This is a genomic window from Variovorax sp. GW821-FHT09D05 (assembly GCF_059416325.1).
Genome location: NZ_JBWKOZ010000001.1, coordinates 394,246 through 408,953, shown reverse-complemented (window position 1 = coordinate 408,953; position 14,708 = coordinate 394,246). Strand labels below are relative to the sequence as shown.

The window sequence follows — 14,708 nt, the reverse complement described above, 5'->3', positions numbered from 1 at the left end:
CGCTCGAGCATCGCTGCCGCGAAGTTGCACCGCCAAAGCGTAGCCAGCACAACCTCCTTCTCCAATTACGAGGCATTACGGGGCACAGGCTCGATCACCGAGAATGGAAGGTGCCATGAAGATGCAGCCGACCGCTGACACGAGGAGCGCAGTTCTGACAAAGACCGAACTCAGAGAACTCACCGGCTACAAGCGGGCCGCTGAGCAAATGACCGAACTGCTGCTACAAGGGTTCTACCGTGCGCGCCGGTCGCGGGTTGACGGCAGTGTCATCCTTGAGCGACCCCACTACGATGCGATCTGCGCCGGCGCGAGCAAGCCAGCCAACGAACCCAAACTTCGCCCGATCACGAGGAAGAGAGCATGAAACGCGACCTACCGCCGAGGGTGTACGAGAAGAGCGGCAGCTACTACCACGTCGCCGCGGATGGCGAGACGCGGAAGTGGACGAAGCTGTGCCGGGTCAAGGAAGGTCTGTCGGCCATGTACCTGGCGCTGGCCAAGATCGAGACCGACAAGTCACTCGACGACATGCTTCCGAAGCTGTGCGCGGCCTGGATGAAAGAGATCGGGAGCAAGCACACCGAGAAGACCCAGGCCGACGACAGGACGCACAACAAGGCGATCGCGGAGGCCTTCGCAGAGTTCCGAGCCCGCGACATCACACCGCCTGTCGTGATCGACTTCCTGGAGACCTGGGACGCACAGCCGCGCAGCTACAACGCCTACCGCGCTGCACTGCGCGAGCGCCTGCGGTTCGCCGAGGTAAAGGGGTTCCGACCGGCTGGCAGTAACCCGGTCGACCCGGTCAAAACGAAGAAGGTGAAGGCGCGCACGCGCTACATCACGGACAGCGAGCTGCGGCGCATCAAGGTGGCGGCTTGCTACGGCGACGACGGTCACCGCACGCGCTCGGGCCACACCATCTGCTGCCTGATCGACATGGCCTACCTGACAGGCCAGCGCATCAGCGACTTGTTGACCTTGGAGTGGTCGCAGATCCGGAAGGAAGGGATCCTCTTCGAACCAGCCAAGACCGAGGACTCGACGGCCGTGCGCATCCTGATCGAATGGACGCCGAAGCTGAAAGCGGTCATTGAGCGGCTGAAACACCCGCCGCCGGTGCCCGGGCAGAAGGGCAAGCTCGGCAAAGCCAAGCCGGTCAGCATGCGCTACGTGTTCTCCACGCTGAAAGGCAAGCCCTACACCTACGACGGTGCCTCGACGGCTTGGACGCGCGCGCGGGAGCGGGCCAAGGTCGAGAACGCCCACTTTCACGACCTGCGCGCGAAGGCGCTCACGGACATTGACGGTGTCAGCGACCGCGGAATCGGCCAGGCGCAGACGATGGGAGGCCACAGCACGCAGACCCAGACGGCCGACTACGTGCGCCACAAGCGGGCAAAAAAGACGAGCGCGACGCGCTGAAATCCTTCTAACGGCGTTTTTCGCTCAGAGGGAAAAGAGGTCTCGAAGGTCGATTCGTCCGTTGGACAAAATCGCGCTAAGTTGTTGATTTTTAAGAAAACTCGGTCTGTTTTGGGACCAGAGGGTCGAAGGTTCGAATCCTTTCGCCCCGACCATAAAAATGAAATGCACACAGTCACCAGCGGGCTGTGTGCATTTTTCGTTTTGGATCGTGGAGTGCAGCGAGCCAAGGTGTGGAACTCGGTAGAATCTGCCGCTGCTGCTTAAGAGAAAAAGCTCCTAAGTCATTGATTTTCTTGGCTTCTCTCCAGCCTGAAATCTGCCCGTAGCTCAGTTGGATAGAGCACCTGCCTTCTAAGCAGGTTGTCGGGGGTTCGATCCCCTCCGGGCAGGCCAGTTTCCAGTCCCAAACCTCTCCAAATCGTCCTGTGACTTGAGGCAACCCGCGACACGCAATGCGCGTTTTCGCTCCCTCTCTTCAACCCGCCTGTCCACCTGCTCTTGCTCTACAAGGGTTCGGTACGTTCCTCGAGGACGTACCCCTCGCCTCGCACCGTATGCAGCAACTTCGACTCGAACGGGGCGTCAAGCTTGCTGCGCAGGCGAAGGATGGCTACGTCGACCACGTTGGTCTTGGCATTGAATTCCATATCCCAGACGCGCCTGGCGAGCTGGGACCGTGAAAGTACCTTGCCCTGGTTGCGAAGCAACACCACCAGCAACGTGAACTCCATCCTGGTCAGTTCGAGTTCGGTCCCATCGCGGGAGAACTTTGCGCGCCGCTCGTCGAGCTCCAGATCGGCCAGGCGCAGCACTGGTTGCGGGCGTACACCGGTGCTGCGGGCCAGCGCCTTGACGCGGGCAAGCAGTTCGGAAAACTGGAACGGCTTGACCAGATAGTCGTTCGCTCCAAGCTCCAGGCCCGCTATGCGAGCGGCAACGCTGTCGCGTTCGGTCAGAACCAGGAGAGGTGCATCCGTCTTGCGCCGGATCGTTCGAACGGCATGGGCTCCGTCCTGGCCAGGTCGCATCGAGTTCAGGAGGATGAGCGCGTAGTCCTGTGCGATGGCCGGGTTCACGGTTGCGTTTTCGCTGTTCACGATGTCCACGGTGAAACCGTTTCTCTCCAGTCCTTCGTTGAAGGTCTTGCACTGGGTCGATTGATGGTCGATGAGCAAGACCCGCATGGGGTCCATGTCCTCGTCGAGCTCTGCGCTGCGTGCATGGCTGGTGCCGAGAAACGAGCCGCTCAGTGCGGTTTCAAAAGGAAGCGGGGAAACATACAGTCGCACAAGTTCTCCTGTTCCAGCGCCCAGGTGGAGCCGTTGCACTTTTATATGCATCGAGGAGTTATTGATCTAATTCATCATTTCTGCCGATGAGGCGGCGTTGCCTCTCTGCGTTCGCAAAGACGGTGTTCGAATGCCCGACCTGGGCTTACGTGGTCTGTGCGTAGATTTCCAGGCTCGCTTGCCCACCTCTGTTACCCAAGTACATCAGGGTGTTCGACGGCAGCGTCTCGTCCAGCAGCTTGCGCGCCGTCTCGACACCCGCCACCGGCAGCAGCTTCGCATCGAGCAGGCCCACCTGCACCAGCACGCTGGCCTGGTCCCAGTAGATATGCTCGTGATAGAGCTTGTCGCCGCGGAACTTGATGACCGCGAGCAGTGGCACTTCGACGCGCTTGCCCGTGGGCGCGACGCCCGGGAGCATCCACGGGATTTCGGTGGTGTGCGTGAAGCAGAACAGCATCTCGTCGACCACCTGCGTGGCGCCCACCGTGCGCGAGATCGGCACCAGCGAGGTGTCGGGCGGATTGCTGTTGACGAAGTGGTTCGTATAGAACGCGTGCAGCGCCTTGTAGCCCACGCCGCCGGTCATGGTCGGGATGTGGTTGACGTACGGCTCGGCCACCATGGTCGACATGGTGTCGTCGACGTTGCGGGTGGCGAACTCGTATTCGCAGTGCTTATCCCACAGCGCCGAGAGGTCGTAGTGCGGGCCGATGGCGTCCTTCAGCGTGGCGATGCTGCGCTCGTGCGCCATCAGCGCCGAGGGCTTGTGGAAGTGCTCGCCGCCGGCGCGTGCGAAGGCGTGGTCCATGCCTGGATACACGTACAGCGAAACGCCGGGCCGGCCCTGGAGCGTGGCGACGATGCGGTCGCGCGCCTCGGGCGGGCAGAACTTGTCGAGCTCGGCGATGTGCAGCGTGAGCGGGCGCTTGATCTTGTCGGCTTCGTCGAGTGCGGCGTCGATGCCCACGCCGTAGTAGCCGACGGCGACGTCCGCATCGGTGCGGCAGGCCGCCAGGTAGGCCAGCTTGCCGCCGAGGCAGAAGCCGAGTACGCCGACTTCCTTCGAAGGCACCTCGGCGCGGCCGCGCAGCGCATCGATGGCGGTCTGCATGTCTTCCATGCCCTTGGCCTCGTCGAAGCCGCCGTAGAGCGCGAAGGCGCGTTGCCAGTCGGCTTCGCTGTAGCCGAGCTCCACGTTCGGCTCCTGCCGCCAGAACAGGTCGGGCACGAGCACCACGTAGCCCTCCTCGGCGTAGTAGTCGGCCACCTCGCGCATCGTGTGGTTGATGCCGAAGATTTCCTGTGCGAGTACCAAGCCGGGGCCGCTGCCCGAGCTCGGCACGGCGAGGTAGCCGCTGAAACTGCCGCTGCCGTCGGTGGCCTGGATGCGGATGTGGTGCGTGGCGTCGGGCGATTTTTCCTGCATGTGAACTGCTCCGTTCAAGGGTTGGATGATGGTGCGGGCCATGCGCTCATTGCACGCATTCCGGATGTCGCGTGGTCACCTGGTAGTAGCCCGAATGAAAGACCAGCGGCTCGCCGTCGAAGCGGTCGTAGCGCTCGACTTCGCCGATGAAGATCAGGTGGTCGCCGCCGTCGTATTGCTTCACGTTGCGGCAGATGAACCGGGCGATGACGCCACTCAGCAACGGCACGCCGGCCGTGCCTTCGCAGCAGTCCACCCCGCCGAACTTGTCCGCCTGCGGCGTGGAGAACTGCCGCGACAGGTGGTGCTGGTGCGCCGCCAGTACATTGATCGCGAAGTGGCTGGCGCCGGTGAAGTCGGCCACGCTCGGCGCCTGCCGGGCCAGGCTCCACAACACCAGCGGCGGGTCCAGCGAGACCGAAGAGAACGAATTGGCGGTCATGCCCACGCGACGGCCGTCGAGGGCCCGGGTCGTGATGACGGTCACGCCGGTGGTGAACTGTCCGAGGGCCTTGCGGAAGTCGCGTCGGTCGAAGCGGTCGACAACCGCCTCGCGCGCCCGGGTTTCCAGAAAACGGTCTGCCTCGACGCCATCGAACCACCAGGGCGCGAAGATGCGCGGATCATCGAAGCCGTTGACGATGGTGCTCGCAACCGCGGGCATATGGGTGGCGCTTTGCAGCAGCTTCAGCAGGTGCGGCTTCGGCGGCGCGAGCAGGCTGTTCGTCCAGTCGGTGGCCCAGCGGGCATAGCCTTCCCAGTAACGGTCGAAGGTTTCCTGCATCCACGCGGCGTCGAACGGTGCGTCGCCGTGCTCGAGGATCCGCTTCAGGTAGATGTCGGCGCACTTGGCCGCGTTGTTGGCGCCCTGGCCGGTGATCGGATCGTTGAGCACCACAGCGTCGGCCAGCCCCAGCACCTTGCGCCCCGAAGGCAGCGTCGCCACTGGCTTGCGCACCGTCGGCGCGAAGCGGCCCGCGAGAATGCCGTTGTCGTCGGTCAACTCGATGTTCGTGCAGCGCTCGGCTTCCCACGGCAGGAAGGTGTCGAGAATCCACTTGCTGCGCGCGAGGTGTTCCTGCGGCGTATTCACGTCCGCCCAGCAGTCCATCGGGCCACCGGGCACGCCTTCGAACACCATGATCTCGCAGGGCCCCGTCGTGGTCAGCGCCGGGAACACGAAGTACTCGCCCACGCCGGGAATGAGGTTGAAGCACACGGCCGAGTGCGGCTCGCGCGGCTTCATCCCCTTCACATAAGTCAGCGCCAGTGCACGCTGAGGTCGATCGAATGGCGAGCGCTCCGTGTCGCGCTCGAACAATTGCGAGATCTCGCCCTTGCCGCTTGCAACGACCACAAGATCGTGCGTTGCGGCGCAAGCCTCCAACGCATCGAGCCCCACCTCCTGCAGCACGAGCCGGCCACCGCGCTTTTCGAACTCCGCCATCCAGGCGGGTATCTTGAGCCGCTGGTCGATCGACTGCGCAGGCCCGTCGAGCCTCGCGCTCCATTCGAGGGCCTTGCCGCCTTCCGGGTTGCGCACCGTCATTCCGATGCCTTCCACCGGTGGGCATTTGTCCGTCCACCAGTCCAGCGCCAGCTCGCGCTCGGTCTGCAGCGCGGTCTCGAACATGCACTGGCTGGACATCACCGGCCCTTCGAAAATCTCCCTCGCTGTGCGGTTCGAAAGAACCGTCACCTCGTGCCCCGCGCGCTGCAGGCCGAGCGCGAGCTGCAGGCCGGACTGTCCGGCGCCGACGATGGCCACACGTCGCTTCATGCGTTCGCTCCAGGCTACGCGATGTTCGCGCAGGTTTCGATGTAGCGATCCGCCTCCGCGGGGTCCGCGAACCACGGGAAGAAGGTGCGCGGATCGTCGAACCCGTTGGCAAAAGCACTGGCCAGCGGCGACATCGCGCCGGCGGTGCCGAGCAGCTTGAGCACATGGGGCGGCGGCGGTGCGAGCAGCATGTTGGTCCACTGCGTGACCCATTGCGCGTAGCCGAACCAGTAGCGGTCGAAGGTCTGCTGCATCCACGCGGCATCGGCCGCGCCATCTCCGCGCGCGAGGATGCTCTTGAGGTACGTGTCGGCGCACTTGGCCGCGTTGTTGGAACCTTGCCCCGTGATCGGGTCGTTGAGCACCACCACGTCGGCCAGACCCAGCACCTTGCGCCCCGAGGGCAATGTCGCGATCGGCTTACGGACCGTCGGCGCGAAGCGGCCCGCGAGGATGCCGTTGTCGTCGGTCAACTCGATGTTCGTGCAGCGTTCCGCTTCCCACGGCGTGAAAGTGTCGAGGATCCACTTGCTGCGCGCGAGGTGTTCCTGCGGCGTATTCACGTCCGCCCAGCAGTCCATCGGGCCACCGGGCACGCCTTCGAACACCATGATCTCGCAGGGCCCCGTCGTGGTCAGCGCCGGGAACACGAAGTACTCGCCCACGCCGGGAATGAGGTTGAAGCACACGGCCGAGTACGGCTCGCGCGGCTTCATCCCTTTCACGTAGGTCAGGGCCAATGCACGCTGCGGCTTGTCGAAGCTCGACTTGTGGGCGTCGCGCTCGAAGAGCTTCGAGATCTCGCCCTTGCCGCTGGCCACCAGCGTGAGGTCATGGCTTTGCGTACAGGCCTCGAGCTCGTCGATGCCCGCGTCCTTGAAGACGAGTTCGCCGCCCTTCTTCTGGAACACGTCCATCCAGGCCGGGATCTTCACGCGCTGGTCGACCGACTGGGCGCTCGAATTCAGCCGCGCGACCCAGTCGATGGCCTTGGCCCCCTTCTGCTCGGGATGCGGCACGGCCAGCCCGATGCCGTCCACCGTGGGACAGTCGTGCGCCCAGAAGTCCAGGCCCAGGTCGCGCTCGATCTGCAGCGAGGTGTGGAACATGCACTGGCTCGACATGACCTTGCCACGGCGGATGTCTTCGCCCGTGCGGTTGCTGAACATCGTGACCTCGTAGCCTGCCGCGAGCAGTCCGAGACCCAGTTGCAGGCCCGACTGGCCCGCGCCGACGATGGCGATTCGCTTCATTGCTTGCTCCTTGATACTCCGTTCGGAGCTAGTCCATCAACTTGGGAATGGCGGGCACGGCCTGCTCGGGGCCCATGGCGGCATAGCCGCCGTCCACCGCGTAGTCGGCGCCGGTCACGAAGCTCGCGTGGTCCGAGCAGAGGAACAGCACCACCTGCGCCACCTCGTCCGGGTCGCCGACACGCCCGAGCAGATGGAAAGGCGCGGCCACGCGGTCGGTCTTGGCGCGGTCACCGCCGCTGAGGCGGTCCATCACCGCCGACCATGTCCAGCCCGGCGACACGCTGTTCACGCGGATGCCATCCGGCGCAAGGTCCATCGCCATGTTGCGGGTGAGCTGCGCCATCGCGGCCTTGCTCACCGGATAGAGCCAGCGCCCCGTCTGCGCCACGCGCGACGAGATGCTCGTGAAATTGACCACTGCCCCGCCGCCGGCCGCCACCATGTGCGGGTGCACGGCCTGCAGCATCGCCACCGCGCTCGCAACATTCACGTTGAACGACGTGAGCCAGTCGGCGCGCGGCGACTTGAAGCCGTCGTCCACATACGAGCACGCAAGGTTCACGAGAAAGTGCACGCCGCCATGCTGCGCGGCCGCCTGCGCCACGCAGGCCTGCACTTGCGCGTCGTCGGTGATGTCGGTGCGCACGAAGCGCACGCCGGAGCCGAGTGAATCGGCCAGTGCCTGACCGTTGACGGCATCGATATCGGCGACAACGACCTTCACGCCGGCCGAGTGCAGCGCGCGCACCACGCCGGCGCCTATCAGTGTGGAGCCACCGGTGACGATGGCGCTCCTGCCTTCGAGTCCCTTGAACATGACGCTTGCTCTCCTCGGTTGATCGGGCAGGCCGGTTGGCCTGTGGAGCGAACGTTATGAGCAAGCAGGCGGTCGGCGAATCCCGCAAACGCAGGCCCTGTCCCTGGCGCGCAGGTTTTTTGTCGAGGGGTGATCCGAATTGTGGGTGGGGATGGTTTTTGCTAGGGTGACTGCGCCCCATGGAAACCGTCACGACCCCACCGCTGCCGCTGCAGCGCTACCGGCTTTTCGAGAGCCACGACATGGACGAGGCCCGTGAAAGCGTGGCCCGCGTGTTCTGTCCGCACGGCCTGGTCATGCTGCGACCCCGCACCGAACTCGACGCCTGCCACCACAGCGCGCGGCTGCATCGGGACGTGAGCCTCAATTACGTGCAGTACGGCCCCGGCGTGCAGATCGACCCCGGCTACCTGCAGGATTTCTTCCTGTTGCAGATCCCGTTGCGCGGCGGCGCCGAGATTCACTGCGGCGCGCAGCACGTGGAAGCGACGCCCCGTCTCGCATCGCTGCCCTCGCCCACCGAACCGCTGTCGATGCGCTGGGCCGACGACAGCCCGCACCTGATCGTCCGGCTGGCGCGCTCGGCGCTGCTCTCGCGGCTCGAGTCGCTGCTGCAGGCCCCCGTCAGGCAGGCCCTGGTGTTCGATCTGGGCGTGCCGCTGGACAACCCCGCACTGGCGCCGGTGGTGCATTTCATCGACTATCTGCGGCTCACGCTCGACGCCGGCAACACGCTGCAGGCCGGCGGCCCTTTGGCCGAGCATGCCGAGGCGTACCTGATGGCGAGCCTGCTGATGTCGGCAGGGCACAACCATTCGCGCGCCCTGGCCGGCGAAGCGCAGCGCAGCCTGCTGCCGCGCGTGGTCCGCAGGGCGCAGGAATACATGGCAGCCCATGCCGATGAACCGCTGTCGCTGGCCGACGTCTGCAGCGAAGTCGGCTGCAGTGCGCGCGCGCTGCAGCTGGCGTTTCGCCAGCACGCGGGCCAGGGGCCGATGGAGTTTCTGCGCGAGATCAGGCTCGACCGGGTGCGGGCCGAGTTGCTGGCATCGGCCGGCGTCGCCGCAGTCGGCGTGCGAGAGGTGGCGCAGAAGTACGGCTTTCTTCATTTGGGCCACTTCGCGGCGCAATACCGCGCCCGCTTCGGCGAGCGGCCGTCCGAGACTCGGGCATCGCGCGCCTTCTGATGCGCCTCCCCCCCCCTGTTCGATGCCCCCCCGCTTCGTCGAGGGTCTGAAACGCCGCATCGACGGTGCGCGATTCCACCAGTCTGGCCCGAGACCCCTCTCGATCTCAAATGTCCCATTGACAGAACATTGAAACTGCAAAAACATCAAAGGCATGTCGCAAATGCCTTTGCCCAAATATCACCAGATCTACTTGGTCCTGCGTGAACAGTTGCACGAAGGGCGTTTCGCGGAGGGCCTGCCCGGCGAGCTCGCGCTCATGGCGCAATTCGGTGTGGCGCGCGTCACGGTGCGCCGCGCACTCGAACAGCTGTCTTCCGAAGGCCTGATCGCGCGCAACCCCGGCCGCCGCACGCGTGCCCTGCCACCGCCGGTCAGCGTTGAGAGCCCCGGCACCAAAAGCATGGAACGCGCCAATCTGCGCGGCCTGCTCGAGAACCTGGTCACCATGGGCCTGCACACCTCGGTCAAGGTCATCGAGGTCGCGACCATCACCGCCTCCACCCAGGTGGCCGAGGCGCTGCAGCTGCAGCTCGGCGACCCGGTGCAGAAAGCCGTACGCGTGCGCTCCACCAAGGAGGGCCCGCTCTCGCACATCACCACCTACGTGCCCGACACGATCGCGCGCCGCTTCGGCCGCCGCGAGCTGTCGAAGAAGCCCATCCTCGTGCTGCTCGAGGAGTCGGGCGTCAAGGTGGGCCGCGCGCACCAGACCATCTCCGCGCGCCTGGCCGACAACGTTCTCGCACAGCACCTTGATGTCTCGGTCGGCTCGGCCCTGCTCGCAGTGCGCCGCCTGATCTACGACGAAGACGAGCGGCCCGTGCAATGGCTGCATGGCCTCTACCGCCCTGATCGCTACACCTACGAGATGCAGCTCTCCCGCGTGGGCAGCATCGACGCGAAGGTGTGGGTCAGCAAAGACGTGTCAGCCCAGTTCAACTGAAGAGAAAAGGAAAGCCCCACCATGCAGAACCGCCGCCGTTTCGTGTCGCAGTCCGCCGCCCTGGCGACTGCCGTTGCCTTCCCGCTCGTGGCAGGGGCGCAGCCCAGGACCGTAAAGGTCGGCGTGCTGCATCCGGTCACCGGGGCACTGGCCTATTCGGGCCAGCAATGCCGCCTCGGCGCGCTGATGGCCATCGAGGACATCAACGCCGCGGGCGGCATCAAGTCGCTCGGCGGCGCGAAGCTGGAGGCCCTGCTGGGCGATGCGCAATCGCAGCCGCAGGCCGGCTCGGCCGAGGTCGAGAAGATGAACGAGGCCGGCGTCTCGGCCATCGTCGGCGCCTATGCCTCGGCCATCTGCCTCGCAACCACGCAGGCCGCGGCCAAGTACAACCTGCCGCACGTGGTGGACGTGGGCGTGGCCGACCAGATCGTGGAGCGCGGCCTGAAGAACACCTTCCGCTTCGGCCCGGGCTACAAGAAGTCGACCGAGGTGGCCATGGCCAACCTGCTGGTGCTCAACAAGGCCGCGGGCAACCCGGCCAGGACCGTGATGATCATCCACGAAGAGTCGCTGTTCGGCGCCGGCACCGCACAGCTGCTCTCGCGCGAGCTGCCGGGCTACGGCTTCGAGGTGAAGGAGGTGGTGAAGCACGCCAACCCCACGCGCGACTTCAACAACATCGTGCTGCGCATGAAGTCGATCAACCCCGACATCGTGATCCCGGCCAACTACTACAACGAATACGCGCTGCTGGTGCGTACCATGCAGCAGCAGAAGGTGGTGCCCAAGGCGATCTTCTCGGTGCTGGGCGGCGCGGCATCGAGCTACAAGTTCGTGAAGGAATTTCCGGATGCGGCCAACGGCATCATCGACTGCAACCACTGGTTCAACCCGAAGGACAAGCGCGCGCAGGACCTGCGCAAGCGCGTCGAGGCCAAGGGCCAGTTCTTCAGCTACGAGGTCTTCATGACCTACACCGCGATGTGGCTGCTGGCCGATGCGCTGGAGCGCGCCAAGTCGACGGAGCGTGCCGCAATCGTCGACGCGCTCGAGAAGAGCACCTTCGGCAACCACTTCATGCCCTATGGCCCCACGAAGTTCGTCAACGGCCAGAACGAAGGCGCGCAGCCGCTCATGACGCAGGTGGTGAAGAACGACATCAAGGTCATCATTCCGCGCGACTATCGCGAGGTCGAGCCGGTGTTCCCGCTGCGCGCTGCCTGATCGGAAGGCGGGATGTTCGATTTCGGCATTCTTTTCCCGTCGGTCCTGAACGGGCTGACGACGGGCGCGGTGTACGCACTGATCGCGCTGGGGCTTACGCTGATCTACGGCGTCCTGCACATCATCAACTTCGCGCACGGCGCCAGCCTGATGCTGGCGCTGTACGCGGTGTACTTCCTCAAGGAGCGCCTGGGCGTCGACCCCTACCTTGCGTTGCCCATCGTGGTGCTCGGCATGTTCGCGCTCGGCTACGCGCTGCAGCGCGTGGTCATCAACCGCGCGGGTCACGGCAAGGACGAGAACATCCTGCTCGCCACGCTCGGCATCGCCATCGTCATGGAGAACCTCGCGCTGCTGTTCTTCAAGTCCGACACGCGCAACATCGACACCGCCTACTCGCTGAGCACCGTCGCCATCGGCCCCGCGATGATCGCCGTGCCCAAGCTCGTCGCCTTCGCGGGTGCGCTGGTCGTCTCGGGCATCCTGTTCTGGATCATGGGCCGCACCGACCTCGGCCGCGCGATCCGCGCCGTCGCCAAGGAGAAAGAGGGCGCCAAGCTCATGGGCATCGACGTCGACCATGTCTACGCGATGAGCTTCGGAATCGGCCTCGCGTGCCTCGGCGCGGCCGCGTGCTTCCTGCTGCCGGCCTACTACGTCAACCCACAGGTCGGCGGCGGCTTCGTGCTCGTGGCCTTCACCATCGTCGTGCTCGGCGGCATGGGCAGTTTCGTCGGGGCGCTGATCGGCGGCTTCCTCGTCGGCGTGGTCGAGTCGCTCGGCGGGCTGTACCTCGGGGAATCGCTCGGCCAGATCGGCATCTTCGCGATCTTCATCGGCGTGGTGCTCTTCAGGCCACAGGGCATGTTCGGAGCCAAGGCATGAGCGCGGGCCTGAAGCAGCTCGCGGGCATTGCGCTCTTTGCCGTGCTGGTCGGCTGCGTGCCGTTCGTCACCACCTCGGGCGTCACGCTCAACTTCGTGATGATGGCGCTCTACGCCACGCTCATCGCACAGGCCTGGAACATCCTCGGCGGCTTCGGCGGGCAGTTCTCGTTCGGGCATGCGCTGTTCTTCGGCACCGGTGCGTACATCCAGGCGATCGCGCAGCTGCAGGGCGGCATCAACGCCTGGGTCGCGCTGCCGCTCGCGGTGATCGGTGCCGCACTCGTCGGCCTCTTCATGGGCGCCCTCACCTTCCGCTACGGCCTCAAGGGCTCGTATTTCGCGCTCGTCACACTGGCCTTTGCCGAGGTGTTTCGCATCCTTGCACTGTCGGTCGACTTCACCGGTGGCGGCGTCGGGCTCATGGTGCCGCTGCGCGAGTCAGTGGCCAACCTGCAGTTCTCGACGCGCGCTGGCTATCTCTGGGTGGTGCTCGCGATGGTCGTCGCCGCGCTGCTCGTGACCTGGTGGCTGCGCAACGGCCGCTTCGGCGCCTACCTGCAGGCGGTGCGCGACAACGAGGATGCGGCGCGCGCCGTCGGCGTCAATCCGTTCCGCGTCAAGCTGGCGGCCATCGGTCTGTCGGCAGCCTTCATGGGCGCGGCCGGTGCGTTCTACGTGCAGGTGTTCCAGTACATCGATGCCGGGATTGCCTACGGCCCGGCCGTGTCGATCGAGGCGCTGGTCGCGGCCATCGTGGGCGGCATGGGCACGATGTGGGGGCCGGTGCTCGGCGCCGTCGTGCTGCACCTGCTGTCGGACTTCACGCGCAACCTCTTCGGCGAACTGCCCGGCATCAACATGGTGATCTACGGCACGGTGCTGGTGCTCATCGTCATCTTCGTGCCACGCGGCATCGCGGGCATCGGGCTGTCGGTGCGGCAGCTGTGGAAGGCGAAGGGAGGCCGCAATGACTGAAGCCCTGCTGGCCATCGATGGCCTCTCGCGCTCCTTCGGCGGCCTGAAGGCCGTGCAGAACGTGAGCCTCTCGGTGCGCGAGGGCAGCCTGAGCGCGCTGATCGGCCCGAACGGCGCGGGCAAGACCACGCTGTTCGCGCTGATGTCCGGCTTCCTCAAGCCCGACACCGGCACCGTGCGCTTCGCGGGGCAGGACATCACCGGCCGCGAGCCGCACCGCAACGCCGCGCTCGGCATGACCCGCACCTTCCAGATCGTGAAGCCCTTCGCCGCGCAGACCGTGCGCGAGAACATCGCCGTCGGCGCGCACCTGCATGTGCGCGGCCGCGCCGAGGCGCTGCAGAACGCCGAAGCTGTTGCGCTGCGCGTGGGCCTCGCGCCGCAGCTCGACAAGCCCGCCTCGGACCTCACCGTCGCCGGCCGCAAGCGCCTCGAACTGGCCCGCGCGCTCGCAACACGGCCGCGCCTGCTGCTGCTCGACGAAGTGCTCGCCGGTCTCAACCCGCAGGAGATCGCCGAGATGATGCCGGTGGTGCGCGGCATCGCCGACAGCGGCGTCACCGTGCTGATGATCGAGCACGTCATGCAGGCCGTGATGCACCTGGCCGAGCATGTGTGGGTGCTGGCGCAGGGCCGGTTGATCGCAGAGGGCACCCCGGCGCAGGTGACTTCCGACGACAAGGTCGTCGAAGCCTATCTGGGCCACGGCACCGCGGCGCGGCTGCGCAAGGCCGCATCGGGAGTTGCAGCATGAGCGCACTGCTCGATATTCAGGGACTGCGCGGCGGCTACGGTCGCGTCGAGGTGCTGCGCGGCGTCGACTTGCACGTGAACGCGGGCGAGATGGTCGCGCTGCTCGGCAGCAACGGCGCGGGCAAGTCCACGCTCAACAAGATGGTCTGCGGCCTCTGCCCGGCCTCGGGCGGCACGGTGCGTTTCGACGGCAAGGACCTGAGCGGCGCGCACTACCGCGACGTCGTCAAGGCCGGCCTGATCCAGGTGCCCGAAGGCCGCAAGGTGTTCCCCAACCTCAGCGTGCGCGAGAACCTGGAGCTCGGCTCCTTCACGCGGGCACGCGAGCGCCGTGCGGCTAACCTGGAGAAGTCGTTCCACATCTTCCCGCGGCTGCGCGAGCGCATGGACCAGCACGCCGGCACCATGAGCGGCGGCGAGCAGCAGATGCTGGCGATCGCGCGCGGCCTCATGGCCGAGCCGGTGCTGCTGATCCTCGACGAGCCCTCGCTCGGCCTTTCGCCGCTGCTGGTCGAAGAGATGTTCTCGCTGATCCGGGAACTGCGCGACGGCGGCCTCGCGGTGATGCTGGTCGAGCAGAACGTCGGCCAGTCGCTCGAAATCGCCGACCGCGCCTACGTGCTGGAAAACGGCAGCGTGCGCTTCTCGGGCCTGCCTGGCGAGTTGCTCGGCAGCGACGAACTGCGGCGCGCGTACCTGGGGCTCTGAGCCCTCAAAAAAAGCACCCCATC

14 protein-coding genes, 1 tRNA gene and 1 pseudogene are annotated in these 14,708 nt (G+C 65.6%); 10 read left to right on the top strand and 6 right to left on the bottom strand.

Features of this window, described 5'->3' with window-relative positions; translation table 11 throughout:
* Positions 1-115 precede the first annotated feature (115 nt).
* The 3 genes from AC07O3_RS01915 to AC07O3_RS01905 all read left to right on the top strand — a co-directional run bounded on the left by AC07O3_RS01915 (position 116) and on the right by AC07O3_RS01905 (position 1,824).
* On the top strand, positions 116-367 hold the full coding sequence (locus tag AC07O3_RS01915) for a DUF4224 domain-containing protein (RefSeq protein ID WP_495338448.1): 252 nt from the start codon (positions 116-118) through the stop codon (positions 365-367).
* A 20-nt stretch (positions 368-387) separates the two neighbouring features.
* On the top strand, positions 388-1,428 hold the full coding sequence (locus tag AC07O3_RS01910) for a tyrosine-type recombinase/integrase (RefSeq protein ID WP_495338447.1): 1,041 nt from the start codon (positions 388-390) through the stop codon (positions 1,426-1,428).
* A gap of 319 nt (positions 1,429-1,747) precedes the next feature.
* Positions 1,748-1,824 (top strand) — tRNA-Arg (locus AC07O3_RS01905).
* A gap of 110 nt (positions 1,825-1,934) precedes the next feature.
* Here AC07O3_RS01905 and AC07O3_RS01900 read toward each other — a convergent pair.
* From AC07O3_RS01900 to AC07O3_RS01875, 6 genes and pseudogenes are all read right to left on the bottom strand, one after another.
* Positions 1,935-2,771 carry a winged helix-turn-helix domain-containing protein gene (locus AC07O3_RS01900; protein ID WP_495338446.1) on the bottom strand — a complete coding sequence of 279 codons (837 nt, stop codon included), beginning with the start codon at positions 2,769-2,771 and terminating at the stop codon, positions 1,935-1,937.
* 94 nt (positions 2,772-2,865) lie between these two features.
* Positions 2,866-4,149: a dienelactone hydrolase family protein gene (locus AC07O3_RS01895; RefSeq protein WP_495338445.1), complete on the bottom strand. Its 1,284-nt coding sequence runs from the start codon at positions 4,147-4,149 to the stop codon at positions 2,866-2,868.
* Positions 4,150-4,195: 46 nt separating this feature from the next.
* A complete protein-coding gene (locus AC07O3_RS01890) occupies positions 4,196-4,720 on the bottom strand; it encodes a flavin reductase family protein (protein WP_256330825.1) in 525 nt (174 codons plus the stop codon).
* Positions 4,697-5,929: pseudogene (locus tag AC07O3_RS01885) on the bottom strand (styrene monooxygenase/indole monooxygenase family protein); the annotation flags it as partial. The pseudogene AC07O3_RS01885 and the gene AC07O3_RS01890, both read right to left, overlap by 24 nt.
* Before the next feature lie 14 nt (positions 5,930-5,943).
* On the bottom strand, positions 5,944-7,182 hold the full coding sequence (locus AC07O3_RS01880) for a styrene monooxygenase/indole monooxygenase family protein (protein ID WP_495338444.1): 1,239 nt from the start codon (positions 7,180-7,182) through the stop codon (positions 5,944-5,946).
* Between the two features lie 28 nt (positions 7,183-7,210).
* Complete coding sequence (locus tag AC07O3_RS01875) at positions 7,211-8,002, bottom strand: SDR family oxidoreductase (RefSeq protein ID WP_495338443.1); 792 nt, start codon at positions 8,000-8,002, stop codon at positions 7,211-7,213.
* A gap of 179 nt (positions 8,003-8,181) precedes the next feature.
* On the opposite strand from AC07O3_RS01875, the gene AC07O3_RS01870 reads away from it, so the two are divergent.
* From AC07O3_RS01870 to AC07O3_RS01840, 7 genes are all read left to right on the top strand, one after another.
* Positions 8,182-9,189 (top strand): AraC family transcriptional regulator, encoded by a 1,008-nt coding sequence (locus AC07O3_RS01870; RefSeq protein ID WP_495338442.1) that lies wholly within the window; start codon positions 8,182-8,184, stop codon positions 9,187-9,189.
* Positions 9,190-9,352: 163 nt separating this feature from the next.
* The gene (locus AC07O3_RS01865) at positions 9,353-10,135 is read left to right on the top strand and encodes a GntR family transcriptional regulator (protein WP_495338441.1); all 783 of its coding nucleotides are present in this window, start codon (positions 9,353-9,355) and stop codon (positions 10,133-10,135) included.
* A gap of 21 nt (positions 10,136-10,156) precedes the next feature.
* Positions 10,157-11,362: an ABC transporter substrate-binding protein gene (locus tag AC07O3_RS01860; RefSeq protein ID WP_307614618.1), complete on the top strand. Its 1,206-nt coding sequence runs from the start codon at positions 10,157-10,159 to the stop codon at positions 11,360-11,362.
* Positions 11,363-11,374: 12 nt separating this feature from the next.
* A complete protein-coding gene (locus tag AC07O3_RS01855; RefSeq protein WP_093058989.1) occupies positions 11,375-12,247 on the top strand; it encodes a branched-chain amino acid ABC transporter permease in 873 nt (290 codons plus the stop codon).
* Positions 12,244-13,224, top strand: a complete 981-nt coding sequence (locus tag AC07O3_RS01850) for a branched-chain amino acid ABC transporter permease (RefSeq protein WP_495338440.1) — start codon at positions 12,244-12,246, stop codon at positions 13,222-13,224. Before AC07O3_RS01855 ends, AC07O3_RS01850 begins: the two co-directional genes overlap by 4 nt.
* Positions 13,217-13,978: an ABC transporter ATP-binding protein gene (locus AC07O3_RS01845; RefSeq protein ID WP_093176799.1), complete on the top strand. Its 762-nt coding sequence runs from the start codon at positions 13,217-13,219 to the stop codon at positions 13,976-13,978. The genes AC07O3_RS01850 and AC07O3_RS01845 overlap by 8 nt, the downstream gene beginning before the upstream one ends.
* Positions 13,975-14,685, top strand: a complete 711-nt coding sequence (locus tag AC07O3_RS01840; RefSeq protein ID WP_495338439.1) for an ABC transporter ATP-binding protein — start codon at positions 13,975-13,977, stop codon at positions 14,683-14,685. The genes AC07O3_RS01845 and AC07O3_RS01840 overlap by 4 nt, the downstream gene beginning before the upstream one ends.
* The last annotated feature ends 23 nt before the right edge of the window (positions 14,686-14,708 follow it).

Coding starts and splice junctions, on each gene's coding strand:
- AC07O3_RS01850 (WP_495338440.1), top strand. CDS start 12,244: ATGAGCGCGGGCCTGAAGCAGCTCGCGGGCATTGCGCTCTTTGCCGTG.
- AC07O3_RS01880 (WP_495338444.1), bottom strand. CDS start 7,182: ATGAAGCGAATCGCCATCGTCGGCGCGGGCCAGTCGGGCCTGCAACTG.
- AC07O3_RS01895 (WP_495338445.1), bottom strand. CDS start 4,149: ATGCAGGAAAAATCGCCCGACGCCACGCACCACATCCGCATCCAGGCC.
- AC07O3_RS01875 (WP_495338443.1), bottom strand. CDS start 8,002: ATGTTCAAGGGACTCGAAGGCAGGAGCGCCATCGTCACCGGTGGCTCC.
- AC07O3_RS01870 (WP_495338442.1), top strand. CDS start 8,182: ATGGAAACCGTCACGACCCCACCGCTGCCGCTGCAGCGCTACCGGCTT.
- AC07O3_RS01855 (WP_093058989.1), top strand. CDS start 11,375: ATGTTCGATTTCGGCATTCTTTTCCCGTCGGTCCTGAACGGGCTGACG.
- AC07O3_RS01860 (WP_307614618.1), top strand. CDS start 10,157: ATGCAGAACCGCCGCCGTTTCGTGTCGCAGTCCGCCGCCCTGGCGACT.
- AC07O3_RS01900 (WP_495338446.1), bottom strand. CDS start 2,771: ATGCATATAAAAGTGCAACGGCTCCACCTGGGCGCTGGAACAGGAGAA.
- AC07O3_RS01865 (WP_495338441.1), top strand. CDS start 9,353: ATGCCTTTGCCCAAATATCACCAGATCTACTTGGTCCTGCGTGAACAG.
- AC07O3_RS01840 (WP_495338439.1), top strand. CDS start 13,975: ATGAGCGCACTGCTCGATATTCAGGGACTGCGCGGCGGCTACGGTCGC.
- AC07O3_RS01915 (WP_495338448.1), top strand. CDS start 116: ATGAAGATGCAGCCGACCGCTGACACGAGGAGCGCAGTTCTGACAAAG.
- AC07O3_RS01845 (WP_093176799.1), top strand. CDS start 13,217: ATGACTGAAGCCCTGCTGGCCATCGATGGCCTCTCGCGCTCCTTCGGC.